The sequence below is a fragment of the Lysobacter sp. GQ73 genome, from assembly GCF_059758755.1.
Genome location: NZ_JCAXEE010000007.1, coordinates 109,446 through 134,609 on the forward strand (window position 1 = coordinate 109,446; position 25,164 = coordinate 134,609).

Annotated in this window: 22 protein-coding genes; 14 read left to right on the forward strand and 8 right to left on the reverse strand. The window is 69.3% G+C overall.

The window, feature by feature from the left end:
• The first annotated feature begins 39 nt into the window (after positions 1-39).
• Positions 40-795, forward strand: a complete 756-nt coding sequence (gene recO / locus AC6CH2_RS18470; RefSeq protein ID WP_498270460.1) for a DNA repair protein RecO — start codon at positions 40-42, stop codon at positions 793-795.
• Between the two features lie 66 nt (positions 796-861).
• On the opposite strand, the gene AC6CH2_RS18475 is transcribed toward recO, so the two are convergent.
• Complete coding sequence (locus tag AC6CH2_RS18475; RefSeq protein ID WP_498270461.1) at positions 862-1,590, reverse strand: response regulator; 729 nt, start codon at positions 1,588-1,590, stop codon at positions 862-864.
• A 45-nt stretch (positions 1,591-1,635) separates the two neighbouring features.
• Here AC6CH2_RS18475 and AC6CH2_RS18480 point away from each other — a divergent pair, with 45 nt between their 5' ends.
• The 3 genes from AC6CH2_RS18480 to rlmD all read left to right on the forward strand — a co-directional run bounded on the left by AC6CH2_RS18480 (position 1,636) and on the right by rlmD (position 5,946).
• Positions 1,636-3,654, forward strand: a complete 2,019-nt coding sequence (locus AC6CH2_RS18480; protein WP_498270462.1) for a translocation/assembly module TamB domain-containing protein — start codon at positions 1,636-1,638, stop codon at positions 3,652-3,654.
• 115 nt (positions 3,655-3,769) lie between these two features.
• A complete protein-coding gene (locus tag AC6CH2_RS18485) occupies positions 3,770-4,393 on the forward strand; it encodes a YdbL family probable chaperone protein (protein ID WP_498270463.1) in 624 nt (207 codons plus the stop codon).
• 209 nt (positions 4,394-4,602) lie between these two features.
• Positions 4,603-5,946 (forward strand): 23S rRNA (uracil(1939)-C(5))-methyltransferase RlmD, encoded by a 1,344-nt coding sequence (gene rlmD, locus AC6CH2_RS18490; protein ID WP_498270587.1) that lies wholly within the window; start codon positions 4,603-4,605, stop codon positions 5,944-5,946.
• A gap of 135 nt (positions 5,947-6,081) precedes the next feature.
• On the opposite strand, the gene AC6CH2_RS18495 is transcribed toward rlmD, so the two are convergent.
• A complete protein-coding gene (locus AC6CH2_RS18495) occupies positions 6,082-6,702 on the reverse strand; it encodes a hypothetical protein (RefSeq protein WP_498270464.1) in 621 nt (206 codons plus the stop codon).
• A 91-nt stretch (positions 6,703-6,793) separates the two neighbouring features.
• Between AC6CH2_RS18495 and AC6CH2_RS18500 the strand changes: the two genes are divergently transcribed.
• The 7 genes from AC6CH2_RS18500 to AC6CH2_RS18530 all read left to right on the forward strand — a co-directional run bounded on the left by AC6CH2_RS18500 (position 6,794) and on the right by AC6CH2_RS18530 (position 13,100).
• The gene (locus AC6CH2_RS18500) at positions 6,794-7,324 is read left to right on the forward strand and encodes a CYTH domain-containing protein (RefSeq protein ID WP_498270465.1); all 531 of its coding nucleotides are present in this window, start codon (positions 6,794-6,796) and stop codon (positions 7,322-7,324) included.
• 111 nt (positions 7,325-7,435) lie between these two features.
• Positions 7,436-8,431 carry a beta-N-acetylhexosaminidase gene (gene nagZ / locus AC6CH2_RS18505; protein WP_498270466.1) on the forward strand — a complete coding sequence of 332 codons (996 nt, stop codon included), beginning with the start codon at positions 7,436-7,438 and terminating at the stop codon, positions 8,429-8,431.
• Positions 8,431-8,985: a hypoxanthine-guanine phosphoribosyltransferase gene (locus AC6CH2_RS18510; RefSeq protein WP_498270467.1), complete on the forward strand. Its 555-nt coding sequence runs from the start codon at positions 8,431-8,433 to the stop codon at positions 8,983-8,985. Before nagZ ends, AC6CH2_RS18510 begins: the two co-directional genes overlap by 1 nt.
• Before the next feature lies 1 nt (position 8,986).
• The gene (locus AC6CH2_RS18515) at positions 8,987-9,745 is read left to right on the forward strand and encodes an S-methyl-5'-thioinosine phosphorylase (protein WP_498270468.1); all 759 of its coding nucleotides are present in this window, start codon (positions 8,987-8,989) and stop codon (positions 9,743-9,745) included.
• A gap of 184 nt (positions 9,746-9,929) precedes the next feature.
• Positions 9,930-10,136 (forward strand): cold-shock protein, encoded by a 207-nt coding sequence (locus tag AC6CH2_RS18520; protein ID WP_031373678.1) that lies wholly within the window; start codon positions 9,930-9,932, stop codon positions 10,134-10,136.
• A gap of 835 nt (positions 10,137-10,971) precedes the next feature.
• The gene (locus tag AC6CH2_RS18525) at positions 10,972-12,609 is read left to right on the forward strand and encodes an acyl-CoA dehydrogenase family protein (protein WP_498270469.1); all 1,638 of its coding nucleotides are present in this window, start codon (positions 10,972-10,974) and stop codon (positions 12,607-12,609) included.
• Complete coding sequence (locus AC6CH2_RS18530) at positions 12,606-13,100, forward strand: L,D-transpeptidase family protein (protein WP_498270470.1); 495 nt, start codon at positions 12,606-12,608, stop codon at positions 13,098-13,100. Before AC6CH2_RS18525 ends, AC6CH2_RS18530 begins: the two co-directional genes overlap by 4 nt.
• Before the next feature lie 39 nt (positions 13,101-13,139).
• On the opposite strand, the gene AC6CH2_RS18535 is transcribed toward AC6CH2_RS18530, so the two are convergent.
• A complete protein-coding gene (locus AC6CH2_RS18535) occupies positions 13,140-13,367 on the reverse strand; it encodes a hypothetical protein (protein ID WP_498270588.1) in 228 nt (75 codons plus the stop codon).
• A 173-nt stretch (positions 13,368-13,540) separates the two neighbouring features.
• On the opposite strand from AC6CH2_RS18535, the gene AC6CH2_RS18540 reads away from it, so the two are divergent.
• Complete coding sequence (locus tag AC6CH2_RS18540) at positions 13,541-13,717, forward strand: hypothetical protein (RefSeq protein WP_498270471.1); 177 nt, start codon at positions 13,541-13,543, stop codon at positions 13,715-13,717.
• Positions 13,718-14,211: 494 nt separating this feature from the next.
• Positions 14,212-15,411 (forward strand): S1 family peptidase, encoded by a 1,200-nt coding sequence (locus AC6CH2_RS18545; RefSeq protein WP_498270472.1) that lies wholly within the window; start codon positions 14,212-14,214, stop codon positions 15,409-15,411.
• 126 nt (positions 15,412-15,537) lie between these two features.
• Here the strand turns inward: AC6CH2_RS18545 and AC6CH2_RS18550 are convergent, their stop codons facing one another.
• Genes AC6CH2_RS18550 through AC6CH2_RS18565 form a run of 4 tightly spaced genes read right to left on the reverse strand, consistent with a single transcriptional unit; the run spans position 15,538 to position 19,744 of the window.
• Entirely contained in the window at positions 15,538-17,340 is a 1,803-nt protein-coding gene (locus AC6CH2_RS18550; protein ID WP_498270473.1) for an ABC transporter transmembrane domain-containing protein, read from the reverse strand.
• Positions 17,341-17,350: 10 nt separating this feature from the next.
• Positions 17,351-17,956 (reverse strand): IMPACT family protein, encoded by a 606-nt coding sequence (locus AC6CH2_RS18555; protein WP_498270474.1) that lies wholly within the window; start codon positions 17,954-17,956, stop codon positions 17,351-17,353.
• 40 nt (positions 17,957-17,996) lie between these two features.
• Positions 17,997-19,193, reverse strand: coding sequence for a hypothetical protein (locus AC6CH2_RS18560; RefSeq protein ID WP_498270475.1), 1,197 nt, complete (start codon positions 19,191-19,193; stop codon positions 17,997-17,999).
• Positions 19,190-19,744, reverse strand: coding sequence for an RNA polymerase sigma factor (locus AC6CH2_RS18565; RefSeq protein WP_498270476.1), 555 nt, complete (start codon positions 19,742-19,744; stop codon positions 19,190-19,192). The genes AC6CH2_RS18560 and AC6CH2_RS18565 overlap by 4 nt, the downstream gene beginning before the upstream one ends.
• A 214-nt stretch (positions 19,745-19,958) precedes the next feature.
• Here AC6CH2_RS18565 and AC6CH2_RS18570 point away from each other — a divergent pair, with 214 nt between their 5' ends.
• Complete coding sequence (locus tag AC6CH2_RS18570; protein WP_498270477.1) at positions 19,959-23,084, forward strand: EAL domain-containing protein; 3,126 nt, start codon at positions 19,959-19,961, stop codon at positions 23,082-23,084.
• Here the strand turns inward: AC6CH2_RS18570 and AC6CH2_RS18575 are convergent.
• Complete coding sequence (locus tag AC6CH2_RS18575) at positions 23,074-25,008, reverse strand: vWA domain-containing protein (protein ID WP_498270478.1); 1,935 nt, start codon at positions 25,006-25,008, stop codon at positions 23,074-23,076. The genes AC6CH2_RS18570 and AC6CH2_RS18575 overlap by 11 nt on opposite strands.
• Between the last annotated feature and the right edge of the window lie 156 nt (positions 25,009-25,164).

Sequence of the window (25,164 nt, forward strand, 5' to 3'; positions counted from 1 at the left end):
ATCCCGATTCCCGGCTTTCCATTCTCGATCCCCAATCGCATGCACCTCACCGCCGAATCCGCCTACGTGCTGCACACGCGTCCCTGGCGCGAGACCAGCCTGTTGGTAGAGGTGCTGAGCGAGAATCACGGTCGCATCGGGCTGGTCGCGCGCGGAGTGCAGGGGCCGAAGCGCCAGGTGTTGCGCGCCGCCTTGCAACCGTTCCAGCACATCCGCCTGGATGCGCTGGTGCGCGGCGAACTCGCCCGGCTGATCTCGGCCGAAGCCCTGGACGCGGCGCCGCGCTTCGACGGCGAGGTCGCGCTGGCCGGTTTCTACGTCAACGAACTGTTGCTGCGCCTGTTGCAGCGCAACGACCCGTTCCCGGAACTGTACGAGCTTTACGGCCGCACCCGTGCGCGCTTGCAGGGCGAGGGGCTGGCCTGGACCTTACGCTGTTTCGAGCGCGATCTGCTCGAAGCGCTCGGCTCGGGCTTCGACTGGAGCGTCGACGCCGAGGGCGTGGCGATCGATCCGGCCGCGCGTTACCGGCTCGATCCCGAGCAGGGGCCGCGCCGCATGCTCAGCGACCGCGGCCACGGCGAGCGCAGCGCCGCCGCCACTGGCAGGGCCTTGCTCGCGCTCGCCGACGACCGCGCGCCGGAAGCGGCGGATCTGCCGGGCCTGCGCCAGGCCATGCGTTCGGTGCTCGTGCACCACCTGGGGCCGCGCGGCTTGAAGTCCTGGGAGTTGTTGGCCGACCTGGCGCGGGTGGCGCCGAAGCGCGAGCCCCGGCGAGACGACGACGGCGCCTGAGCCTTCGGCGGGCTGAAGCGACGTCAAGCCGGTGCCGGGACCTAAGCGCCCCGTGAGCCGAACGGCTCAGCCGAGCGCGGGCTGGGCAATGGTGTCCTGCGCGGCCCGGTCGAAACGCGCCAGCAGCGAGGACGAATCCGGCCGCGTCTGCAGTTCCTGCACCGCCTGCGCCAGGCGCGCCGCGCCGACGAAGCCGCAGCTCGCCCGCAGTTTGTGCAGTTCGCCGCGCAAAGCCTCGAGGTTGCCGAGTTCGGCTGCGCTGGAAATCGAACGCCGCGCGTTCGGAAGTTCCTGAGTGAACAGCTCGCGCAGGGTGGCGATATGGGCGCGGTTGCCGTTGAGCGCGCGCGCGGCGATTTCGTCGTCCCAGACCGGCGCATCGTCGTCGTCGATCGACGACAGCGCCGCCGCGACAGCGTGTTCGAGGCCGAGCAGGCGACGGACCGCGGCGCGTACTGCGGCGGCGGGCAAGGGTTTCACCAGGACTTCGGCGAAGCCCGAGGCGATCAGCCGGTCGCGGACTTCGGTTTCTCCGGTGGCGGTGTGGGCGACCGCGAGCGTACCGGGATGGCGCTCGCGCAGGCGCTTGAGCAGGTCGATGCCGCTGCCGTCGGGCAAGTGGGCATCGAACAGCCACAATTGGTAGTCCTCGGCATTGCCGAGCGCCATCGCCGCGGCGAGGCTGTCGACGCCGTCGACTTCGGCCGGCACGGCCTCGACCGCGGCGGTCAGAAAAGCGCGGCTGGTCGGGTCGTCCTCGACCAGCAAGATGCGTGGGACTGGGGATGTCTTCATTGCCGGTTCGCTTCCGCCCGCTATCCTGCTTCCATGCTGCGGACCATGTTACGCCTCCTGATCGGTTTGTCGCTGCCCGCCTGCTGGGCGGTCTCGGCCGAGCTTGGGGCGACGACGCTGAACGCCAGGATCGCGCGGGTGAGCACCGCGGCGGCCACGCTCGAAGACGTGCGGGTGCGGCTGTCCTGGCCGGCCCGGGCCGCGCAGGGCGAGTTGCAGTTGCAGGCCGGCCGGGTGGTCGCCCCGGACCTGGGCTATCGCTACCGCGACGTGCTCTGGCGGTGCCCGCTGCAGCGCGACGGCCGCGGCGGTTGGCGTTGCGACGGCGAGTTGCGCGGCGGCGGGGGCCGGCCCCTGCGGCTGGCGCTGGACCTGGGCGTCGCCACCACCGACGCGCGCCTGAGCCAGGGCGCCAGCGTGCTGTCGCTGCACCGCGACGCGGCCGCGCCCGACCTGACCCGGATCGATCTCGCCCGGGTGCCGCTGGCCTGGGCCCAGGCCCTGGTCGCGCAGGCCTGGCCGGACGGGCGGATCAAGGGCGGCACGCTCGACGGCCGTCTCGACATCGCCACGTCGGCGCGGCAGCCGTTGCGCATCGCCGGCCCCTTGCGTCTCAGCGGCGGCGCACTGGATACCCCGGACGGCTCGATCGCCGCCGAAAATCTCGGCGCGCGACTGCGGATCGACAGCGAGCTGGGCAACGGCGACCGCGTCCTCGTCGACGGTCGTCTCGAAGGCGGCGAGCTGTTGTTCGGCAATGCCTATGTTTCGTTGCAACGGCGGCCGGTGGCGCTGCGGATCGAAGCGACCCGGCAAACCGGCGAGGGCTGGCGGTTGCCGCGGTTGTCGTGGCGCGACGACGGCATCCTCGCCGTCGACGGCAGCGCCGCGCTGACCCCGGACGCAGGGCTGGCCGCGCTCGATCTGAATCTGCGCAGCGTCGACCTCGCGCCGCTGCGCGACGGCTATCTGTCGGGTTTCCTCGGTCTGGCGGGCCTGGCCAAACTCGAACTGACCGGTGCGGCGCAGGTACGGCTGCGCATGAGCGGCGACGAGCTGGAGATGGCCGAAGCGACCCTGATCGACGCGTCGATGAACGATGCCCAGGGGCGGTTCCGTTTCGACGGTCTCGACGGCACGGTCAGTTACTCCGCCGACACCGCGGTCGACAGCGAATTGAGTTGGCGCAGCGGCGAGTTGTACGGGCTCGATTTCGGCGCGGTGCGCCTGCCGTTTTCCAGCGGCGACGGCGAGTTGCGCCTGAACCGAGCGGTGTCGCTGCCGATGCTCGGCGGCCGCGCCGGCTTCGACGGCCTGCGTCTGCGTCCTCCGTCCGGAGGCAAAGGCCTGGACGTGCGTTTCGGCCTCAACCTCGACCGGCTCGACGTCGGCCAGCTGTCCAAGGCCCTGGACTGGCCGGCCTTCACCGGCGAGCTCAGCGGCCGCCTGCCCGAAGCGCACTATGCCGACGACCGGCTCGAACTCGCCGGCGGCCTGACCATGCAGGTGTTCGGCGGCACCGTCGCGGTGTCGTCGCTGGCGATGGAGCGGCCGTTCGGGGTCGCGCCGACCCTGAGCTCGGACCTCGCCCTCGACCAGCTCGACCTGGAATCGCTGACCGGCGTGTTCGGCTTCGGCAGCATCACCGGCCGGCTCCACGGGCGCATCGATCAACTGCGCCTGGTCGACTGGCAACCGGTCGCCTTCGACGCCGAGCTGCACACGCGTAAGACCCGCGGCGTGCGCCAGCGCATCAGCCAGCGCGCGGTCCAGGACCTGTCCAGCGTCGGCGACTCCTCCTTCGCCGGCAGCCTGCAGGACCGCCTGATCGGCTTCTTCGACGACTTCGGCTATGCCCGCATCGGCATCGCCTGCCGCCTCGCCGACGAGGTCTGTCATATGGGCGGCCTGGGACCGGCCAAGAACCAGGGCTTCACCATCGTCCAGGGTGCGGGCGTGCCGCACCTGGACGTGGTCGGCTACAACCGCCGGGTCGACTGGCCGACCCTGCTCGAACGCCTGGAGGCGGTCGGCAAGGGCGAGGTCAAACCCGTCGTTCAGTGAAGCCATGCCAGCCTTGTCGTGTCGCGGCGCCGTGCTTCAATAGGCGCCATTCGTTCAGCCCGCGCCGGATGCGCGGGATGCCGCGCAGGACGCGCATAACCGAAAGGACCCGCTCATGCGCCGTTGGATGGGAATACCGGTCGCTGCCGTGATGTTGACGGCTTGCGTGACGATCAATGTTTACTTCCCGGCCGCCGAGGCCAAGGAAGCCGCCAAGGAATTCGTGGAGAAGGTCATCGGCGAAACCCCGGCCGAATCCAAAGCCGAACCCGGCAAGCCCGGCGGCAGCGCCTCGCTCGAGCGTCCGGCCCTGCAGCTGGACCGCCTCGCCGGCCGGGTCGACTGGTGGTCGCTGGTCGGCATCGGCAGCGCCCAGGCGCAGTCGCCCGACATTTCGATCAAGACCCCGGCGATCCAGGCGATTCAGTCGCGCATGGCCTCGCGTTTCGACGGCCAGTTGCGCGCGCACTTCGACTCCGGCGCGCTCGGCTTCACCAACACCGGCACCGTCAGCGTGCGCGACGCTTCCAAGATCCCGCTCGCCGAGCGCGTCGCGGTCAACCAGGCGGTCGCCGACCAGGGCCGCGACTCGGCCGCGGTGTATCGCGAAATCGCCGTCGCCAACGGCCATCCGGAGTGGGAAGCGCAGATCCGCCAGGTGTTCGCCCGCCAGTGGATCGACAGCGCCAAGGGCGGCTGGTGGTATCAGGACGCGGGTGGGGGTTGGAAGCAGAAGTAGGTTGACGGCCGGGACTCGGGACTCGGGTTTCGGGACTCGGGACTCGATCAAGCGACTGAAAAGGCCCGCCATCGGCGGGCCTTTGCTTTGGGACACGCGCCAGACTTGTGCTCCGAGCACTGCGCCACGAGGGCTCCTCCGAGTCCCGAAACCCGAGTCCCGAGTCCCGAGCCATGCCCCGAATCTGCGACAATATCCGGCCTTGATTCCTGCCAGCAGCTGTGGCCCGCATCGATCAAACCCCTTTCGAAGTCGCGATCACCGACTTCACTCACGACGGCCGCGGCGTGGCCCGGCGTCCCGACGGCAAGGCCGTATTCGTCGCCGGCGCCTTGCCGGGCGAACGCGTCATGGCCAAGCAGACCGCGCGTTCGCGCAGCTTCGACGAGGCGGTGACGCTGGAAGTGCTCGAAGCCGCGCCCGACCGGGTCGCGCCGCGCTGCGCCCATTTCGGCGTCTGCGGCGGCTGCGCCCTGCAGCATTTGGCCGAAGACAAGCAGATCCTCGCCAAGCAGCGCGTGCTGATGGACAACCTGGAGCGCATCGGCCACGTCGTGCCCGAGCGCGTGCTGCCGGCTTTGACCGATGCGGCCTGGGGCTATCGCCGCAAGGGCCGATTCTCGGTGCGCCGGGTCGAGAAGAAGGACAAGACCCTGGTCGGTTTCCGCGAGAACGACCCGCGCTTCGTCGCCGACATCGCGCGCTGCGAGACCGTGATTCCGCTGATCGGCGACAGGATTTCGGCCCTGGCGAACCTCATCGACGGCCTGCAGGCGCGTCGCGAAATCCCACAGGTCGAGTTCATCGCCGGCGATCCCACGCCGGACTACACCGGCGTGGCGCTGACCTTCCGCCACCTCGCGCCGCTCTCCGAGTCCGATCGCGAAGCCATCGTCGCCTTCGCCCAGACGCACGGTTTCGCGGTGTTCCTGCAGCCCGGCGGCATCGACAGCGTGCACGCGCTGTGGCCGGCCGAGCCGAAGCTCGCGTTCTCGCTGCCGCAGTGGAACCTGGAGCTCAAGTTCCGTCCGCTCGACTTCATCCAGGTCAATGCCGGCCTCAACGGCCACATGATCCAGCACGCGATCGACCTGCTCGAACCGCAGCCGCAGGACCGCGTACTCGATCTGTTCGCCGGCCTGGGCAATTTCACCTTGCCGCTGGCGCGCACGGTGCGCGAAGTGGTCGGTGTCGAGGGCGAAGCCGGCCTGGTGCGGCGCGCTCGCGAGAATGCCGAACACAATGGCCTGGCCAATGCTCAGTTTCATGCCGCCGATCTGAGCAAGGATCTGCGCGGCGAGTCTTGGATGCGCGAAGGCTTCGACCGCCTGTTGCTCGATCCGCCGCGTTCGGGCGCCGATTTCGTCCTGACCCAGTTGCCGCTGAAGCAGTTCGAGCGCATCGTCTATGTGAGCTGCCATCCGGCCTCGCTGGCCCGCGACGCCGGCTATCTGGTACGCGAAAAGGGCTGGAAACTGCGTGCGGCCGGTGTGATGGACATGTTCCCGCACACCGCCCACGTCGAGTCGGTCGCGATGTTCGAGCCGCGCTGAGCCCGAAGCGCGGGGTGCCTGGAATCTGCGAGATCGCGCCGCTGCCCTAAGGGAAGGAGCGGCGCAAGCCGCGACCGCCATCTCTCAAGAATCTGCGCACCGCGATTGAGGCCCGTGCCACGCGCACTCGCCGGATCACTCCGGCAGCAACGACCAATCCGTTCCCTGCAGGCGGAAACGCAGCGGCTTGGAGCCCTGGCCCTGGCTCGGCGTGTCCAGCTCGGCATGGCACTCCACCGCATCGCTATCGCGCTCGAGCTTGCACGACTCCAACGCGGTGACGGTAAGAGTGGCGGCGAATTCCCTGAACTGCGCCGCGGCCCTCGGGTCCTGTTCCCGGCCGGCCAGTTCGCCCAAATGGCCGCGCACCAGTTCCTGCGCCCGCGCCAGGGTCGGCTGCGGCGCATCGATGTCCTTTTCTTCGACCACTCGCCACTGCGCGCCGTCGCGGCGGAAACGCAGCACAGTGTAGTCCTCGCCGATGCCGCCCCGGGTCTTGAGGATGCAGGTCGTCCGCGTATCGTCGAGCGTCTGGCAGCCTTGCACCGCGGCGATATCCATCGACTCCAGCATCGCCACGGCCACCAACGATGGCGACTCCTTGCTGGCCTGCCTGCGCAGTTCCGCATCGATGCCGAGGCGGAATGCGGCTCTGGCCTGGTCGAGGCTGAGCGCAGCATCGGCGGCCAATGCGGCGCCGGAAGCGCACAGCAGGACGAGACACAACAGGCGACAGGGCGGGGCGATGGCGCGCATCCGTGCGTAACTCGGCAGGGCGGACGAGGCCGCGGAGCGCGCAGTGTACGCAAGCGCGCGCCCGCGACCGAGCGCTGCGTCATAATGGCGCATGGGCATAGAAATCGAACGCAAATTCCTGGTGGTCGGCGAGGCCTGGCGCGCGGCCGCGCACAAGGTCGTGCCGATGGCGCAGGGCTATCTCAACGATCTGGCGGCGATGGACGCGCCGGTCGCCGGCGCCGCCGCGATGAAGGCCTCGGTGCGGGTGCGCATCGCCGGCGACGAGGCCTACTTGAACCTCAAATCGCGCGAGCTCGGCCGCACCCGCCAGGAGTTCGACTATCCGATCCCGGTCGAGGACGCGCGCAGCCTGCTCGCGCTCTGCGTCGGCGGCATGATCGACAAGCGCCGCCATTACGTCGAACACGAAGGCCATCTGTGGGAGGTCGACGAGTTCCTCGGCGACAACGCCGGCCTGGTGGTGGCCGAGATCGAGCTCGATCATGCCGACGCCGTCTTCGCCCGCCCCAGCTGGGCCGGCGCCGAGGTCACCGATTCGGCGCGCTATTACAACCTGGCCCTGGCGACCCGCTCCTACGCGCAGTGGAGCCCGGCCGAGCGCGACGGCCGCGTCGCCTGAGTCTGCGGCGGGGCTGCCGGAGCCGGCGGACAAGCGGGGTACGCCTGTCGCCCCATCTGCGAGACAATGGCCGCAGCGCAGCCAGCGCTGCCTTCTTTCCAGGAGTTCCGCATGCTCGTGATCGGCGTCGCCGGTACCGAACTCACCGCGCAGGAGCGCGACTGGTTGCAGCACGATGCCTGCGCCGGCGTCATCCTGTTCAGCCGCAACTTCGCGTCCCGGGCCCAGGTCGCCGAGCTGTCCCAGGCGATCCGCGAGGCCGCGCCGCGTCCGCAGCTGATCTGCGTCGACCAGGAAGGCGGGCGGGTGCAGCGCTTCCGCGAAGGCTATAGCGCGCTGCCGCCGCTGGACGTGTTCGGCCGGCTCTACGCCGACGACCGCGAGGCCGCGCTCAAGCTGGCAGAGGAACACGCCCAGCTCATGGCCAGCGAAGTGCAGGCCAGTGGCGTCGACCTGAGTTTCGCCCCGGTGGTCGACCTGGGGCGCGGCAATCTGGCGATCGGCAACCGCGCCTTCGACGCCGATCCGCAGGTCGTGTCCGAATTCACCGCCGCCTACGTCCGCGGCATGCACGCACGCGGCATGGCCGCGACGCTCAAGCATTTCCCGGGCCACGGCTCGGTGCTGGCCGACACCCATTTCGACGAAGCGGTCGACCCGCGCAGCCTCGACGAACTGCGCGCGACCGACCTGATTCCGTTCGTCGCCGGCATCGAGGCCAAGGCCGACGCGGTGATGATGGCGCACGTCTCGTACCCGGCGGTCGCGCCGGAGCCGGCCGGCTATTCGCGGCGCTGGATCGAAGAGATCCTGCGCGGCGAAATGCAGTTCCGCGGGGTGGTCTTCAGCGACGACATCGGCATGGCCGCCGCGTTCTCGGTCGGCGGCATCAAGGCGCGCATCGATGCGCACCTGGACGCCGGCTGCGACGTGGTCCTGGTCTGCCACCCGCAACTGGTCGAAGAATCGTTGGCGGCGGTCGAAGGCCGCCGCCTCAACACCGCGGCCTTGACCGGCCTCATCGGTCGCGGCGCGATGGGCTGGGACGGCCTGCTCGCCGACGCCCGTTACGGCGAAACCCGCCACCGTCTGGAAGGATTGGCTTGATGACTTCGCACGACCTGGCCGCGGCGCTCGCCGATGCCGACCTCATTTTCGACCGCCGCACGCTCGAGCGCGAAATCGCGCGCATGGCCGGCAAGATCCGCAACGACTACGCCGGCAGCGTGCCGGTGTACCTGACGATCATGCACGGCGGCCTGCCGTTCGCGGCGCAGTTGGCGATGGAGCTCGGCGAACGCGGGCTCGATCTGGAGTTCGACTATCTGCATGCGACCCGCTATCGCGGCGCGACCTCCGGCGGCGAGCTGGTCTGGAAGCATCGCCCGGCGACGCCTTTGCGCGGGCGCCGCGTGCTGCTGGCCGACGACATCGTCGACGAGGGCCACACCCTGCACGCGATCCGCGAATGGTGCCTGCAGCAGGGCGCGGTCGAAGTGCGCATCGCCGCGCTCGCGGTCAAGGCTCACGACCGTTGCGTCGAGGGCTTGAGCGCGGACTACGTCGGCGTGGAAGTGCCCGACCGTTACGTGTTCGGCTACGGCATGGATTTCCACGAGCAGGGCCGCAACCTGCCCGCGATCTACGCACTGAAGGATTGAGATGAGCGTTCTGGCAATCGACCTGGCCGTGATCGGCGGCACCGGCCTGTACCGCATCGCCGAGCTGCAGGACGTCGAATCGCACCAGCCGGTGACACGGTACGGCGCACCCTCGGGTCCGGTCCGGATCGGCACGCTTGGCGGCCGCCGCGTCGCCTTCCTGGCGCGCCACGGCGAAGGCCATTCGCTGCCGCCGCACCAGATCAATTACCGCGCCAATCTCGCCGCCCTGCAGGCCCTCGGCGCGCAGCGCGTGCTCGCGCTCAATACGGTCGGCGGCATTACCGAACGGTTCGGCCCGCGTGTATTGGCCTGCCCGGATCAGCTGATCGACTACACCTGGGGCCGCATCTCGACGATCTGCGAAGAACCCGGCACCGAGGTGTTGCACGTCGATTTCGGCGAGCCTTACACCCGCGATTTGCGCCAGGCGGTGATCGCCGCGGCGCACAGCGCCGGCGTGGCCCTGGTCGACGGCGGTTGCTACGGCGCCACCCAGGGCCCGCGCCTGGAAACGCGCGCCGAAATCGCGCGCATGCGCCGCGACGGCTGCGACCTGGTCGGTATGACCGGCATGCCCGAAGCCGGCCTCGCGCGCGAGCTGGGCCTCGACTATGCCTGCCTGGCCATCGTCGCCAACTGGGCCGCCGGCGCAGGCCCCGATCTGGACGAAGTGATTACCCTGCAGGACGTGCTCGACAACGTCGCGGCGGCTTCGGCCGGGCTGCCGGCGCTGTTGAGCGCCGTGCTCGATAGGTGATCGGGGTCGCATAAACCGAATCCCGCGCCTGCGGCGTGGCCGGTTTTCCCTACGGACTACGTGATGGATGTGGTCACGCTGGGCCGTTGTCATCCACCGGCACAGTTTGCATACTCGCAATGCGTCTCGTGGCACATTCAGCGACGACGCACGTCAACGCATCCAGCATGAGGTCAATAAGGATATGCAGTACGGCACCGTGAAGTGGTTCAACGACGCCAAGGGCTTCGGTTTTATTTCTCCCGAAGATGGCAGCGCGGATGTATTCGTGCACTTCTCCGCGATCAACGCAAAAGGCTTCCGCAGTCTGCAGGAAGGTCAGCGCGTCAGCTACCAGCTGACCCAGGGTCCCAAGGGCGCACAGGCGTCCGAAGTGGCTCCGGTGGTTTGATTGCGTTGCCCCTCGGGGCAATGGCTGGCCCGATCGAATTCGGACAGTTTCCAAGGCCTCGCTCCGGCGGGGCCTTTTTCTTTGCAGCGCCGCGTTCGGTGGTTGCGGCTTACCTCGCTCCTACAGGGGATGGTTTCGCGGTGTTGCGTTGCTGGGCTTGGCCTTCGTAGAAGCGACGTGAGTCGCGACCGCGGATGCGCAGAAATAGCACGGCCGTCGTCAGCTATCGGAGCTGCGTGCTCTCGCAGGGTAGGAGCGGCGCAAGCCGCGACCGCGCCGTTGCGGTCTTGCGGCGCATTCCTCGTAGATGATCAAGATCAAGATCAAGATCAAACCCAAAGCTTCCGCCACTAAAGCGGCGGGTTACTTTCTTTTGTCTGAAGCAACAAAAGAAAGGTAACCAAAGAAAAGTGCTTTTCTTTGAATCAAGGGCCCGCACGATCGACGCCGACGCAGGGATTTTTCATACGGGACATCCCTGTCCCGATGAAAAACGGCCCGCATCCCTGCGGGCCGCCCTCCGGGTTTTCTATTGCCTTCGCTAGTGCGAGGCTGCGCACGGCAACGGCAACGGCAACGGCAACGGCAACGGCAACGGCAACGGCCTGCAACTGCAACGGCCGTGGCAGGGCGGGGGTACGTCGCCGAGGCAAGGCGTTGCGCCAGCTTGGAGCCGCGGTCGCGGCTCGCGCCGCTCCTACCCCTGAGAGTGCCCGTACGCCCGTACGCCCGTACGCCCATGCGTCCGAGCGCCGCAACACCGGCGTAACTCGCAGGTCCCCATACCGGGCAGACACCACTAGAATCCGGACAAGCCCTACGGAGATTCGCCGCCATGGATCCGCTGCCCCCGTTCGCGACCCACCGGGTCGAGAATCAGCCGCCGCCGTTCGCCCCGCGCGATCTGTGGCGCGACGACATCGCTCTGCGCGAAGCGGTGAGCCGTGAAGGCGGCGACGGCCATGCCGAGGCGCTGGCGCGTTACGGCGCGATCGCCGGCGACGAGATCTACCGCCTCAGCTTCGACGCGCACCGCGACAAGCCGCGTCTGCGCAGCCATGACGCCCAGGGCCATCGCATCGACCTGGTCGAGTTCCACCCGAATTACCACGCCATCATGGCTGCGGCGATCGAGCACGGCGTCGCCGGCCTGTCCTGGCACGATCCGCGCCCGGGCTCGCACGTCGCGCGCGCGGCGCTGAGCTATCTGCATCACCAGGTCGAACCCGGCAGCAGTTGCCCGCTGACCATGACCCACGCCGCCGCACCGGTGTTGCGTCACGCCCCGGCCCTGGCCGAATGGGCGCGCAAGGCCGCCGCGCCAAGTTACGACGGGCGCGATGTCGGTTTCGGCGACAAGACCGGCCTGACCCTCGGCATGGGCATGACCGAGAAGCAGGGCGGCTCCGACGTGCGCGCCAACCAGACTGTCGCCACGCCGATATCCGGCGACGAGTACGAACTGGTCGGCCACAAGTGGTTCTTCTCGGCGCCGATGTCGGACGGGTTCCTGGTGCTCGCGCAGGCACCGGGCGGGCTGAGTTGCTTCCTGATGCCGCGCTGGCATCCGCACGGCGGCAAGAACGCGCTGCGCCTGATGCGGCTCAAGGACAAGCTCGGCGACTGGTCGAACGCGTCGTCCGAGGTCGAATTCCACGGCGCCTGGGCGCAGCGCGTCGGCGACGAAGGCCGCGGCGTGGCGACCATCATCGAGATGGTGATGCTGACCCGCCTGGATTGCATGCTAGGCTCGGCCGGCGAAATGCGCATGGCGCTGGCCCAGGCGATGCACCACGCGCGCCATCGGCGCAGCTTCGGCAAGCCGCTGCTCGATCATGCGCTGATGCGCAACGTCGCGGCCGACCTCACGCTCGAAGCCGAGGCCGCGATCCAGTTCGCGATCCGGGTTGCCGGCGCGGTCGACCGGGCCGGCGGCGATGCCGGCGAGCAAGCGTTCGCGCGCATCGCCACCGCGATCGGCAAGTACTGGATCTGCAAGCGCGCGCCGGCCTTCGTCAACGAGGCGCAGGAATGCCTCGGCGGCGCCGGCTATGTCGAGGAATCGATCCTGCCGCGGTTGTACCGGCAGGCGCCGTTGAATTCGATCTGGGAGGGCAGCGGCAACATCCAGTGCCTCGACGTGCTGCGCGCGCTCGCACGCGAGCCGCACACCGGCGCGGCGGTGTTGGCCGAACTCGAATCGGCCGCCGGTCGCGACGCGGCGTTCGATGCGCAACTCGTCGCGCTGCGCGCGGTCCTGAGCGGGCGCGCGCCGGTCGCCGAGGCGCAGGCGCGGGTATGGACCGAGCGCCTCGCCCTGGGCCTGCAGGCGGCCATCTTGCTGCGCGCCGACAGTCCGCTCGCGGCGGCGTTCTGCGCGAGCCGGCTCGGCGGACGGCACGGCCTGGCGTTCGGCACCTTGCCCGAAGGCCTGGACTTCGAGCCGGTGCTGCAGCGGGCGCTGCCGGCATGAGGGCGCTAGGTATCCTCCTGCTCTGCGCTGCGGCGCTTTGCGCGCCGGCCGCGGCGCGCACGCCGCCGGCGATGGCGCCGGAGCCGCAACGCGCCGACAGCATCGTCGTCGACAAGTCGGAGCGGCGCATGCGCTTGCTGCGCGACGGCAAGCTCATCCGCACCTATTCGATTCTTCTGGGCGATGCGCCGATCGGGCACAAGCGACAGCAGGGCGACGAACGCACGCCCGAAGGCGCCTACCGCATCAGCGGGCGCAATCAGAACAGCCGCTTCCATCTGTCCCTGCGCGTGTCGTATCCGAATCAGGCCGATCGCAAACAGGCGAGTGCGCGCGGCGTCGATCCGGGCGGCGACATCATGATCCACGGCGGCACGCCGCCCGGATACCGGCGCGACTGGACCGACGGTTGCATCGCCCTGACCGATGCGCAGATCGAGGAAGTCTGGAGCCTGGTGCCGACCGGTACGCCGATCCGGATCGACCCCTGAGCGCGGCCCGCGTGGGCGCCGCGCCCCTGCGACGGCGCGTCAACGCAGCTTTTCGGCGTAGGCCTCGCGCACGTGCCGGCTGATGTAGGTGCTCAAGCCGCGGCCGCTTTCGGCCAGTTCGATCATCCTGGCGATAGTCTCGGCGCCGGCGCTCTGAGCGGTATAGAGGTAGACCGAACCGTCGACGAACTCGATCGCGATCGCGTCCGGGCCGGGCAGATAGGCGCGGACGCCGGAATCGCCGTTTAGATTCGGGTAGGGCCTCAGTACGGGCTTCATTGCGGCTTCGTCACGAGCTTGTTCATGGGCTATGAGCGACCGGGCAGTGCCGCACCTGAATGCGCGGTCGACGCGCGTCTGCCCGGCGTCATGCCACGCTAGCGGCGATGGGTGTAAGGTCGAGTGAGGCGGCCATGCGGGCCGCTACGGGAGGTGCAACCATGCGTGGTTCACGTAAATCCCAGGCACTGGCGCTGCTCGCGCTGGCCGCGGTGCCGCCGCCGGCGCACGGCTCGGACTTTTCTTTCGCCCTGTTCTGGCTCGGCCGCGGCGCGGCCCTTGTCGCCTTGTGCCTGTTCACGGCCTGGTTGATCGGCGAAGCACGGCGCATCGGTTGATACACCGGCGGACGGTAGCGATGTGCATCAGGCGTTCGCGCTCGAAGAAGCGAGCGCACATCGCTCGCGCCGTGCATCTGGAGTGGTATCGATCGAATCGAGAGGTGCACCAAGTTGCACATGACCGGGCATGGTCGCGATAGGGCTTTCGCTTTCGTCCTGTTGCACTGCAGCGTCGCGCGCGCCCGGCAACATTCGTAGGCGCATCGTCGTCGTGACTCGGTAGGGTTCTGACGCGAATTCGTTCAGCCTCGGCATCGCATGCGCGTTCTTGTGACGCGCCTCGGACTACCGGTGTGACGGGGCCTCGCCGGCGGCTTGTGCGCGCGCCCGGCATCTTCTTATCTGTCTGCTCCCATCGACCCGACACGCATCGAACGCCACGCGAGTGTGTTGTCCCGACGATGGATCCGCCGTCCCTGCGATGGCGACACGAGGTCGTCACGACCTCATCCGAGTCATGTCAGATTCCATTCCCTAAGGAGTTCTTCAACATGTCCGTATCGAAATCCGGCAAGCGCGCCGGCCTGGCGCGTGTGTCCTTGTTCTCGGTGATGACGGCGGTGGCCGCATTGTCCGGCGGCGCGGCGCTGGCGGCCGAAGAGGTCAGTCCCGAGCTGAAATTCGCGATGCAGCGCGACCTCGGCGTGTTCCCGTCGCAACTCGGCCAGTATCTCGCCACCGAACGCCTCGCCCAGAATCGGGCGGCCGCGGTCGAACGCGAGCTCGGCAGCAACTTCGCCGGCAGCTGGATCGAGCGCAACGAGGACGGCAGTTTCAAGTACGTCGCCGCGACTGCGGGCGCGCGCAAGAGCCTGAGTATTCCAGGCATCGAAGTGCGCACCGTGCGCCATAGCCTGAAGCAATTGCAGCACTCGATGGATCTGCTCGATGCCAGCTCGCAGGCGCGAGTGAAGGGCGTCAGCAAGCCGCTGACCGGCATCCAGAGCTGGTACGTCGACCAGACCAGCAACAGCGTCGTGGTCCGCGTCGACCAGGGCGCGACCGAGCGCGGCGTCGATTTCGTCGCGCTCAGCGGCGCCGACACCGGCATGGTGCGCATCGAAGAAATGCCGGGCACGCTGCAGACCACCGCGACGGTACTCGGCGGCATCGAGTATTCGATCAACAACGCCTCGCTGTGTTCGGTCGGTTTCTCGGTTACCCGCGGCACCACGAAGGGCTATGTGACCGCGGGCCATTGCGGCACGGTCGGCGCGATCGCCCGCATCGGCGGCGTGCAGGTCGGCTCCTTCGCTGCGCGCGTGTTCCCGGGCAACGACCGCGCCTGGGTCAGCGTCGGCAGCACCCACACTCTGCGGGGCGCGGTCAGCAACTACAGCGGCGGCACCGTGCCGGTGCGCGGCAGCACCGAGGCGGCGATCGGCGCGGCGGTATGCCGCTCGGGCCGCACCACCGGTTATCGCTGCGGCACCATCACCGCCAAGAACGTCACCGCCAACTACGCCGAAGGCGCGGTGCGCGGCCTGACCCAGGGCAATGCCTGCATGGGTCGCGGCGATTCGGGCGGTTCGTGGATCACCAGCGCCGGCCAGGCGCAGGGCGTGATGTCGGGCGGCAACGTGCAGGCCAACGGCAACAACTGCGGCATTCCGGCTTCGCAGCGCAGCAGCCTGTTCGAGCGGCTCGGCCCGATCCTCAGCCAGTACGGGCTGACTTTGGTCCGCAGTTGAGCCGGTAGTCAGGAACGTAGGAAGTAGAAACTGGGAACTAGGAGTGAGGAGAGCATGGGCGTCGGCGATATCTGCCGCGTTCACTCCTCACTCCTCACTCCTCTTTACTCACTTCTCGCTAACGCTTCAATCCAGGAACTGCAGCTTAGCCAGTTCCGCGTACAGGCCGCCCTCGGCGAGCAACTGCGCGTGAGTGCCTTCGGCGACGATGCGGCCGCGGTCCATGACCACGATGCGGTCGGCCTTGAGCACGGTCGCCAGGCGATGGGCGATGACCAGAGTGGTGCGGCCTTCCATGAGGGTTTCCAGCGCTTGCTGCACGGCGCGTTCGCTCTGCGCGTCGAGCGCGCTGGTGGCTTCGTCGAGCAGCAGGATCGGCGCGTCCTTGAGCAGGGCGCGGGCGATCGCGATGCGTTGCTGTTGGCCGCCGGACAGGCGCGCGCCGCGCTCGCCCAGCTCGGTCGCCAGCTTCTCGGGCAGGGCGTCGATGAAATCGGCGGCATGCGCGGCGCGCACCGCCTGGGCGATCTCGTCGTCGCCGGCTTCGAGGCGGCCGTAGCGGATGTTGTCGCGCGCCGTGGTGGCGAAGATGGTCGGCTGCTGCGGCACCAGAGCGATGGCCTCGCGCAAGGCGGCCGGGTCGAGCTCGCGCACGTCGACGCCGTCGACCCGGACCGCGCCCTGCTGCGGGTCGTGGAAACGCAGCAGGATCGAGAACACGGTGCTCTTGCCGGCGCCGGAGGGGCCGACCAGGGCCACGGTTTCGCCCGGACGCACGCGCAGGCTGAAGTCCTCCAGCGCGGGCAGGTCGGGGCGCTGTGGGTAATGGAAGCCGAGGTGCTCGAACACCAGTTCGCCGCGCAGCGGCCTGGGCAGCGGCTGCGGGTGCGCCGGCGCGCGCACCGCGCTGGCTTCGTTGAGCAGTTCGCTGATCCGGCCCATGCCGCCGGCGGCGCGCTGCAAGTCGTTCCAGACTTCCGCGAGCGCGCCGATCGAGCCGCCGCCGATCAGGGCGTACAGCACGAACTGGCCGAGGGTGCCGGCGCTCATGCGCCCGGCGACGACGTCGTGCGCGCCCGACCACAACACCAGGGTGATCGCGCCGAACACCAGGGTGATGGCGATCGCGGTGACCCAGGCCTGGGCGCTGATGCGCTGGCGCGCGGTCTTCACCGCGATTTGCAGCGACTCGCTGAATCGGCCTTGTTCGTAAGGCTCGCGTGCATGCGCCTGGACCGTGCGCACGGCGGCGAGGGTCTCGGCGGCCAGGGTATTGGCGTCGGCGACGCGGTCCTGGCTGGCGCGCGAGATCTTCTGCAGCTTGCGTCCGCCGATCACGATCGGCAGCACCGCCAGCGGAATGCCGATCAGGGCGAACACGGCCAGGCGCGGGCTGGTCCAGAACAGCATGCCGAGGCTGCCGATCACCGTGACAGTGCTGCGCAGCGCCACCGACATGCTGGAGCCGACCACGCTGCGCAGCAGCTCGGCGTCGGCGGTGAGGCGCGAGACCAGCTCGCCGCTGCGGGTGCGGTCGTGGAAGCCGGCGTCGAGCGCGATCAGATGGCTGTAGAGCTTCTCGCGCAGGTCGGCGACCACGCGTTCGCCCAGCACCGAGACGAAGTAGAAGCGGATCGCGGTGGCGAAGGCCAGGGCGATGGCGACCAGGAACAGGATCAGGAAGGCGCGGTCGATCGCGCTGCTGCCGCCGCCGGCGGCGCTCTGGGCGAAGCCCTGGTCGATCATGATCTTGAACGCGACCGGCAGGCTCAGGGTGGCCGCGCTGGAAGCGCCCAGGGCGAACAGCCAGGCCACGAACAGCCGGCTGTGCTTGCGCACGAACGGCCACAGGGTTCGCAGACTGCCGATCGGGGCCTTGCGGTCGTCGCGGCGTGAGTCGACCGGGCGGCCGGCGCTGGAATCTGTCATCGGAAGGCGTTCATGGGGAGGGAGTGCGGCCCGGTCGATCGAGGCGCACGCGATTACGTGTGGCGTCGCGCAGCTGGGCTTTCAAGGCGTCGACCTGCGATTCGGGCAGACGCACCAGCATACGCACGCCGTCGGCGCTGTAGCGTTCCTGGTCTTTCTCGGCACCGTGGGCGCTCAGCGCGGCATGCACCGCGCCGGTGTCCTCGAACGCAAACGCCAGTTCCAGCTCGCTGTAGCGCAGCAATTCGCGCCGTTCGGCGCAGCGCAGGCACTCGGCGGCGCTGCCGCCATAGGCGCGCACCAGGCCGCCGGCGCCGAGCTTGATGCCGCCGTACCAGCGGGTCACTACGACCGCGACCTGGTCGTAGCCCTGACCGTCGATCGCCGCGAGGATCGGCCGCCCGGCGGTGCCGGCCGGTTCGCCGTCGTCGCTGAAACGGTATTGGGCGCCGATGCGGTAGGCCCAGCAGTTATGGGTCGCGGCCGGGTCGCCGACCTCGGCGATGAAAGCCAGCGCCGCTTCCGGCGTGTCCACCGGCGCGGCGAGGGCGAGAAAGCGACTGTGCTTGACCTCGATCGACAGGCTGGCGCGCGCGGCGAGGGTCGCGGCGTTCATCGGCGGGCGCTCGCGGTGAGGCCGGGGCGGCGGCCCGGGCTCATTTCAGCAGCGCGCGCAGGTCGTCCGGCACCCGCGCCTGCGGATGGGCGCGGTGGAAGCGGCGCAGGCTGTCGCGGGCGAGCTCGATATCGCCACGGTCGCGGTACGAGCGGATGATTTCCAGCCACTGCGCCGGGGCCAGGGTCGCTTCCTCGGTCGCGTTGAGCCGGACCCGGCTGCCGGTGACCTCGATCCGTTCCAGTACGGTGGAATCCTGAGCGACCGCCGGCTGCGCGGCCTGGGCGTCGGCCGCTGCGCTATTCGCCGATTGCATGTCGGCCGACTGGGCGCCGGCCGACTGGGCGGCAGCGGCAGGCGCGGGCGAGCGCACGGCATTGCCGAGCGATGGCGCCGATTTGCTGCGCCGATCGGCCCGAACTTCGGTCCGAGCCTCTGCTTCGGCGCGGCCTTCGGCCTTGCGCGCCGAAGCGGCGGCTGCGCCGGCAGGGGCGGCTTCGCGCAGTTCGTAGCGGCGCTCGCGGGCCAGCTGCGGTTTGGCGGCATCGCTGGGGGTGGCGGACGTGGGCGCTGCCGGCGCGTGCACCGGGGCCGAGGCCGGGGCCGGCGGCGCCGGCGGTGGGGCCGGCGCGTCGATCGGCGTGGCTGCCCTGAAGGCCTGCACGTCGCGGGTGTCGTCCCGCTTGGCGGCCCGCTTATGTTCTTGCTGTCGCTGCTGCGCGCGCAGGCCATCGGCGGCCGCATCGCTGCGCCTGGCGGCTTCCAGCGGCGGCGGAGGCGGCACGACCATTTGCGGCAGCGGCTTCGACTGGGCCGGGGGCCCGGGCAGGGCGATGCCGGCGGCATCGGCCGCGCCGGCGCTGCTGTCGCGGGCAAGTTCGGAGGCATCGGCTGCAGCCGGGGCGGCAGCGGCGGTGGCCGATTCGGCCGAGACGGCATCGGCGGAGACGGCCGAGACCGCCTGGTCTTCGCCGACCGATTCCAGCGCCTTGTCGATCGGCCGCAATTGCCAGGCCACCCCGATCGCCAGGGTCAGCGAGGCCGCCACGCCGATCCAGGCCGGCCAGCGGGTTTTCTCGCGCCTGCGCGGCGGCGCGACGGCGGCCTGCGCGGCGGCGAGGATCCTGGCGTCCAGGGCCGGCGAGGGGCCGTCGTGCGGCCCCAGGCGCAGCAGGCGCTCGGCCAGCTCGCGTTCTTCGGGCGACAGCGGATCGTGAGCGTCGTGACGGCGGTTCATTCGGTCAACCTCGCGCGCAACTTGTCCATCGCGTAGCGCAGTCTGGACTTCACCGTTTCCCTGCCGGCCCCGGTGATGGCGCCGATCTCCTCCAGGCTCAGTTCGTGCTCCAGGCGCAGCAACACCACTTCGCGCTGCTCCTCCGGCAATTCCTCGATCGCCCGCTGCAGGCGGCGGCGCTGTTCGAACTCGGACAGTTCGCGCTCGGGCGTGGTCGGGTCGGCGACCCGGGCGGTGCGTTCGTCGCCGTCGGCCGGCGCCGGCGGGCGGTGCTTGAGGCCGCGCCAGTAGTCGTTGAGGCGGTTGTGGGCGATCCGGAACAGCCAGGTGCTGAACGCCGCATCGGGCTTCCAGCCCTCGCGCGCGGCGATCACCCGCTGCCAGACGTCCTGGAAGAACTCGTCAGCGAGCGCCGAATCACGGATCTGACGCAGCAAGAAACGGTACAAAGGGCCGCGGTGACGCGAATACAGGACCTCGAACGCCGCGGCGTCGCCGCCCGTCCAGGCCAGCATCAGCACGTCATCGCTAGCGTCCGCACCGGAATTCATCCGCGGCAGGGTACGGCCTGACGACGCAGACGGGAAGCGGTTGCGCGCGGGGCAGGCGTCGTATAGCGGCGATGGGAGGGCCAGTTGCATGTTCGGAACAACGGTCCGGGAGCCCCGGTGGGGTTGCCGTCTGCCGATCCTGTAAAGCTCGCGTTATCCTGCGCCTTGCGCAGAAGGCGGCGATGCGGTGCACAGTGACGTACTACCAGGGGCCATGGTGAGCGACAGGTCGTCCGCGGGCGAGGCGCTCGCCTGCGCGCTCCAGGAAGCATTGCCGGCCGGCTCGCAGGTGGTGGTCTGCTGGCGTTCGGCCTATGGCCGCCTGTCGGAATCGTTCACGCCCGGCGTCGAAGCGCCCTTGCGCGCCGATGCCGGCGCCCTGCTCGAACGCGACCCGCCCGCGGTCGGCGCCTCCGACGATTGCGGCGGCGACCGCATCGAGGCGGCCTGGTGGCTCGAGGACGGCAGCCGCGCGGCGATCGTCGCCCGCTTGCCGCAGGCCCTGCCGACGCCGTTGCGCGCGGCCTGGCTGGCGATGGCGCGGCGCATCGTCGCCGCGGACCTGGCGGCGGTGCGCGCCCACGCCCGCGCCGAAGCCCTGGAAAAATCCGAGCGCCTGCAGCAGGCGCTGTACGGGATCGCCGACCTGGCCGGCTCCGGCCTGGAGATGACCGACCTGCTCAGCCGCATCCACGGCGTGGTCTGCGGCCTGATGTACGCCGAGAACTTCTACATCGTGCTCTACGACGACGTTGCCGACACGATGCGTTTCCTGTATTTCGCCGACCGCCACGACCCCTACGTGGCCGATCCGCAGCGGGTGATCCGCGGCGAGGAGATGCCGAACAGCCTGACCCTGGCGCTGCTGCGCCACGGCGAGCCGCTGCAGGGCAGCTCGGCGGCGCTGCGCGATCTGCTCGGCGTGCCGCCGGACGACTATCACGGCCCCGACAGCGCCGACTGGCTCGGCGTGCCGATGCGCCGCGACGAACGCGTGTGCGGCGCGATCGTGGTGCAGAACTACGAGAGCGCCGGCAGCTACGGCGAGGAAGACCGGGCGCTGCTGTCGTTCGTCGCCCAGCACATCCTCACCGCGCTCGACCGGTTCGGCGCGCGCGAGGAACTCGAACGCCACGTCGCCGAGCGCACCTACGCCCTGCAGCTCAGCAACCGCGACCTGCAGGCCGAAATCATCGAGCGCCAGCGCTCCGAACGCTTGCAGCGCGCGCTGTTCCGCATCGCCGAGCTGACCATCACCTCCGACACCCTGGGCCGCTTCTATTCGCAAGTCCACGACGTGGTCAGCGAACTGCTGTACGCGCGCAACTTCTACATCGCGTTGCTGTCCGACGACGGCGAACGCCTGCAGTTCCCGTACTCGATCGACGAGCGCGACATGATCCGCGAGAGTCGCCAGCTCGCCGGCGGCCTGACCGAATACGTGATCCGCCAGGGCCGACCGTTGCTGGCCGACCGCCACCGCATCGCCGAGCTCAACAGCCGCGGCGAAGTGCGCAGCCACGGCTCGGCCGCGCATTGCTGGCTCGGCGTGCCGCTGTACCGCGACGACTCGGTGGTCGGGGTGATCGCCATCCAGAGCTATTCGCGGGCGATCAGCTTCAACGCCCGCGACCAGGAACTGCTGACCTTCGTCGCCCACCACATCAGCATCGGCCTGGCGCGCAAGCAGGCCCAGGACCGGTTGGTGACCGCGCACGGCGAGCTCGAACAGCGCGTCGCCTCGCGCACCCGCGAGCTGGCCCATACCAATGCCGAACTGCTCGCCCAGATCGGCGAGCGCGTGCGCGCCGAACAGAAGCTGACCCACCAGGCCCTGCACGATGCGTTGACCGGCCTGCCGAACCGCGGCCAGCTGCTCGAACGCCTGGACGACGCGATCGCCCGCGCGCGCCGCGAGCAGCGCGCGTTCGCGGTGCTGTTCCTCGATCTGGACCGCTTCAAGCTGGTCAACGACAGCGTCGGTCATTCGGCCGGCGACGAGTTGCTGGTCGAAAGCAGCCGCCGCATCGTCTCGACCGTGCGCAGCAACGACACCGTGGCGCGCCTGGGCGGCGACGAATTCGCGATTCTGATCGAGAACATCGACGGGCTCGGCGTCGCCGAGGAACTGGCCTCGCGGGTGCTGCGCACGCTCGGCGAGCCGTGCTGGGTGGCCGGTCGCGAAGTGTTTCCGTCGGCCAGCATCGGCATCGCCATGTGGCATCCGCGCTACCGCAACGGCATCGAGCTGCTGCGCGACGCCGACGCCGCGATGTACCGGGCGAAGGGCGCCGGCCGCGGCCGCTGCGCGGTGTTCGACGAGGAGATGCGCGAGCAGGCGATGCGCATCCTAGACCTCGAAGCCGATTTGCGCCGGGCCATCAACGGCGACGCTTTCATCGCCTATTACCAGCCGATCGTGCGCCTCGACGACCACGGCCTGATCGGCCACGAGGCTCTGCTGCGCTGGCGCCACGAGAAACGCGGCCTGCTGCTGCCGCGCGAATTCATCGGCCTGGGCGAGGACAGCGGCCTGATCGAGGAGGCCGACTGGATCCTCTACGGCCGCGTCGTCGCCGAACTGGCGCGCGGCGGCGACGGTTATATCTCGGTCAACGTCTCGCCGCGGCATTTCCGTTCCGGGGATTTCGCCGACCGCCTGTTGCGGATGATCGACGAAGCCGGCGCCGATCCGCGCCGCCTGCGCATCGAGATCACCGAGGTCGCCTTGCTCGACGACGTCCCGCGCGCCTTGCGGATGCTGCGCAACCTGCGCAACCACGGGGTGTTGGCGCAGTTGGACGATTTCGGCACCGGGTTCTCGGCGTTGTCTTATCTGCACAGGTTCCCGATCGAGTGCCTGAAGATCGATCAGAGCTTCGTCGCGGGCCTGGTCGGCGAGTCGCGTCCGGAAAGCGTCGCGGTGGTGCGCGCGATCCAGGCGCTGGCCGGCACCCTCGGCATCCACACCATCGGCGAGGGCGTGGAAACCGAAGCCCAGCGCACGGCCTTGCGCGAGCTGGGCTGCACCTACGGCCAGGGCTATCTGTTCGGTCATCCCGCCGAACACATCCGCAGCGCGGCGAGCCTCGCCGAGAGCTATCGCTCGGGCGGGCTCGGAGCGGGCTCGCTCAATGCGGACTCGGTTGAATCGTACTCGTTTGAATCGGACTCGATTGAATCGTCCTCGCTCGAGTCGAACGCGCCGGCCGGTATGGCCACCGGATCGGGCTTGACCGGTCTGGGTACCGACGCGGCAGGCCTCGCAGCGAGCGGCCCGGTCGACGACGACCGGGCCGCCGCGGCCGCCGCGAAGGCGGCCTTGCCGTTCATTCGCTGACCGCCACGCCCGCCACCGGCCCGACCCGGCCGATCTCGCCGATCTGCACCTTGGCGCGTTCGACCAGGCCGATGAACTCGGCGCGCTGGCCCCAACGGTCGTCGAGCTTGAGACCGCGCGCGGTGGCGATGATCTGGTCCCAGCTCCAGCCGTCGTATTGGCTGCCGCCGCGCAAGGCGTCGGCGAAGGCCGCGACCGAAGCGGCCATGCGCATCGGCTCGCTCGCGACCAGGCGCAGGCTGGAACGCCGGATCGGGGTTTCGATCAGCTGGCTGCGGTCCTCGCCGGGGCGCTTGTAGCGCAGCTTGAGGTTGGCGATTTCGCCGCCGGCCTGCGCCACCGGCGCGTTGCCGGCATAGCGCAGTGCCGGAAGGCGCATCGCGGTCGACCCGACCGGGGTCAGTTCGTACAGCGCGGTGACCTCGTGGCCGGCGCCGATGTCGCCGGCGTCGACCTTGTCGTTGGCGAAATCCTCGCGCTTGAGCAGGCGGTTCTCGTAGCCGATCAGGCGGTACTCGGCGATCAGGGCCGGGTTGAATTCGATCTGGATCTTGACGTCGCGGGCAATGGTCATCAGGGTCGAGCCCATTTCCTCGACCAGCACCTTGCGCGCTTCCTGCAGGGTGTCGATGTAGGCATGGTTGCCGTCGCCGACGTCGGCGAGCTTTTCCGCCAGCGCGTCGTTGTAGTTGCCGCGGCCGAAGCCGAGCGTGGTCAGGGCAATGCCGCTCTTGCGCTGGTCGGCGACCAGGGTCTCCAGGGCGTTGTTGTCGACCGTGCCGACGTTGAAATCGCCGTCGGTGGCGAGGATCACCCGATTGACGCCGTTGGCCAGATAGGCCTGCTTGGCCATCGCATAGGCCAGGCGGATGCCGTCGCCGCCGTTGGTGCTGCCGCCGGCCTCGAGGCGACCGAGCGCGGCCAGGATTTCGGCCTGGCGGTCGCCCGGCGTCGGCGGCAGCACCAGCCCGGCCGAGCCGGCGTAGACCACGATCGAGATGCGGTCCTGCGCACGCAATTGTTTGGCCAGCATCGAGAAAGAACTTTTCAGCAGCGGCAGTTTGTCGGGCGAATTCATAGAGCCGGAGGTGTCGATCAGGAACACCAGGTTGGCCGGCGGCAAGGTTTTCTTGGGCACGTCGAAGCCCTTGATGCCGATCATCAGCAGTTGGCGCTGCGCATTCCACGGCGCCGGCGCGAGTTCGGTGCTCACCCGGAACGGCGTCGCCAGCGAGGCCGGCGCGGCGTGGCCGTAATCGAAGTAGTTGATGAACTCTTCCGCGCGCACCGCATCGGCGGGCGGCCGCTGGCCGTCGCCGAGCATGCGCCGGATATTGGCATAGCTGCCGGTGTCGACGTCGATCGAGAACGTCGACAGCGGTTGCTCGCGGGTGCGCTGCACCGGGTTATCGTCGCGCTCGGCGTATTTTTCCGTATCGACGCTGGCCTGGTGCATCGGGGGCGCCGGGGGCGCGAGCATCGCCGGAGCCGTCGGAGCGGACAGGCTGTGCTTGGTCAGGTGTGGCGCCGATCCGATCCGGCTGCCGCTGACCTGGATGCGGTCGAGGGTGGTGCGCTGCGCGGCAGTGTTGCCGTTCGGCATCGCCTTGGCTTCCACGAACGCCCGTTCGCGCGACTGCGCGGTGGCGTCGTGGGCGCGGATATCGCCACGTAACGGTATGGCGGCTTCGGCGAGCGGCGCCGGCGACACGGCGGCATCGGCCGCGGCTGCTTCGTCGCGAGTGCCGGTTTCGGCGAGGTAGGCGTCGCCTTCGGCCTTGTCGCGCGACTGGGCCAGCTCGCCGGGCGCCTGGCAACCGGCGATGGAGAGCGCCAGCGCGGCCAGCAAGGCCGCGCTGAGGGGACGCAGGGTGCGGATGGTACGGAGATTGGACGACGGCTGCGGCGCGGCTTGGAGGTGCATGGCGGCTTCCCTGGTGTGTGGACCTGGAGAAGCAAACGCGCCATCGGCGGCCGCGGGGTTGAGCCGGCGAAACTTTGTTCGGGGGAGGACGGTGCCCGCCCTCGACCCGGCTCGGCCCTAACGCGAGGTTCGGGCGTTGTCGGGCGCTTGAGCCGG

Excerpts from the sequence above, each read along its gene's own strand:
- recO (WP_498270460.1), top strand. The coding sequence starts at position 40 with ATGCACCTCACCGCCGAATCCGCCTACGTGCTGCACACGCGTCCCTGG.
- AC6CH2_RS18475 (WP_498270461.1), bottom strand. The coding sequence starts at position 1,590 with ATGAAGACATCCCCAGTCCCACGCATCTTGCTGGTCGAGGACGACCCG.
- AC6CH2_RS18480 (WP_498270462.1), top strand. The coding sequence starts at position 1,636 with ATGTTACGCCTCCTGATCGGTTTGTCGCTGCCCGCCTGCTGGGCGGTC.
- AC6CH2_RS18485 (WP_498270463.1), top strand. The coding sequence starts at position 3,770 with ATGCGCCGTTGGATGGGAATACCGGTCGCTGCCGTGATGTTGACGGCT.
- AC6CH2_RS18495 (WP_498270464.1), bottom strand. The coding sequence starts at position 6,702 with ATGCGCGCCATCGCCCCGCCCTGTCGCCTGTTGTGTCTCGTCCTGCTG.
- AC6CH2_RS18500 (WP_498270465.1), top strand. The coding sequence starts at position 6,794 with ATGGGCATAGAAATCGAACGCAAATTCCTGGTGGTCGGCGAGGCCTGG.
- nagZ (WP_498270466.1), top strand. The coding sequence starts at position 7,436 with ATGCTCGTGATCGGCGTCGCCGGTACCGAACTCACCGCGCAGGAGCGC.
- AC6CH2_RS18510 (WP_498270467.1), top strand. The coding sequence starts at position 8,431 with ATGACTTCGCACGACCTGGCCGCGGCGCTCGCCGATGCCGACCTCATT.
- AC6CH2_RS18515 (WP_498270468.1), top strand. The coding sequence starts at position 8,987 with ATGAGCGTTCTGGCAATCGACCTGGCCGTGATCGGCGGCACCGGCCTG.
- AC6CH2_RS18520 (WP_031373678.1), top strand. The coding sequence starts at position 9,930 with ATGCAGTACGGCACCGTGAAGTGGTTCAACGACGCCAAGGGCTTCGGT.
- AC6CH2_RS18525 (WP_498270469.1), top strand. The coding sequence starts at position 10,972 with ATGGATCCGCTGCCCCCGTTCGCGACCCACCGGGTCGAGAATCAGCCG.
- AC6CH2_RS18530 (WP_498270470.1), top strand. The coding sequence starts at position 12,606 with ATGAGGGCGCTAGGTATCCTCCTGCTCTGCGCTGCGGCGCTTTGCGCG.
- AC6CH2_RS18540 (WP_498270471.1), top strand. The coding sequence starts at position 13,541 with ATGCGTGGTTCACGTAAATCCCAGGCACTGGCGCTGCTCGCGCTGGCC.
- AC6CH2_RS18545 (WP_498270472.1), top strand. The coding sequence starts at position 14,212 with ATGTCCGTATCGAAATCCGGCAAGCGCGCCGGCCTGGCGCGTGTGTCC.
- AC6CH2_RS18550 (WP_498270473.1), bottom strand. The coding sequence starts at position 17,340 with ATGACAGATTCCAGCGCCGGCCGCCCGGTCGACTCACGCCGCGACGAC.
- AC6CH2_RS18555 (WP_498270474.1), bottom strand. The coding sequence starts at position 17,956 with ATGAACGCCGCGACCCTCGCCGCGCGCGCCAGCCTGTCGATCGAGGTC.
- AC6CH2_RS18560 (WP_498270475.1), bottom strand. The coding sequence starts at position 19,193 with ATGAACCGCCGTCACGACGCTCACGATCCGCTGTCGCCCGAAGAACGC.
- AC6CH2_RS18565 (WP_498270476.1), bottom strand. The coding sequence starts at position 19,744 with ATGAATTCCGGTGCGGACGCTAGCGATGACGTGCTGATGCTGGCCTGG.
- AC6CH2_RS18570 (WP_498270477.1), top strand. The coding sequence starts at position 19,959 with ATGGTGAGCGACAGGTCGTCCGCGGGCGAGGCGCTCGCCTGCGCGCTC.
- AC6CH2_RS18575 (WP_498270478.1), bottom strand. The coding sequence starts at position 25,008 with ATGCACCTCCAAGCCGCGCCGCAGCCGTCGTCCAATCTCCGTACCATC.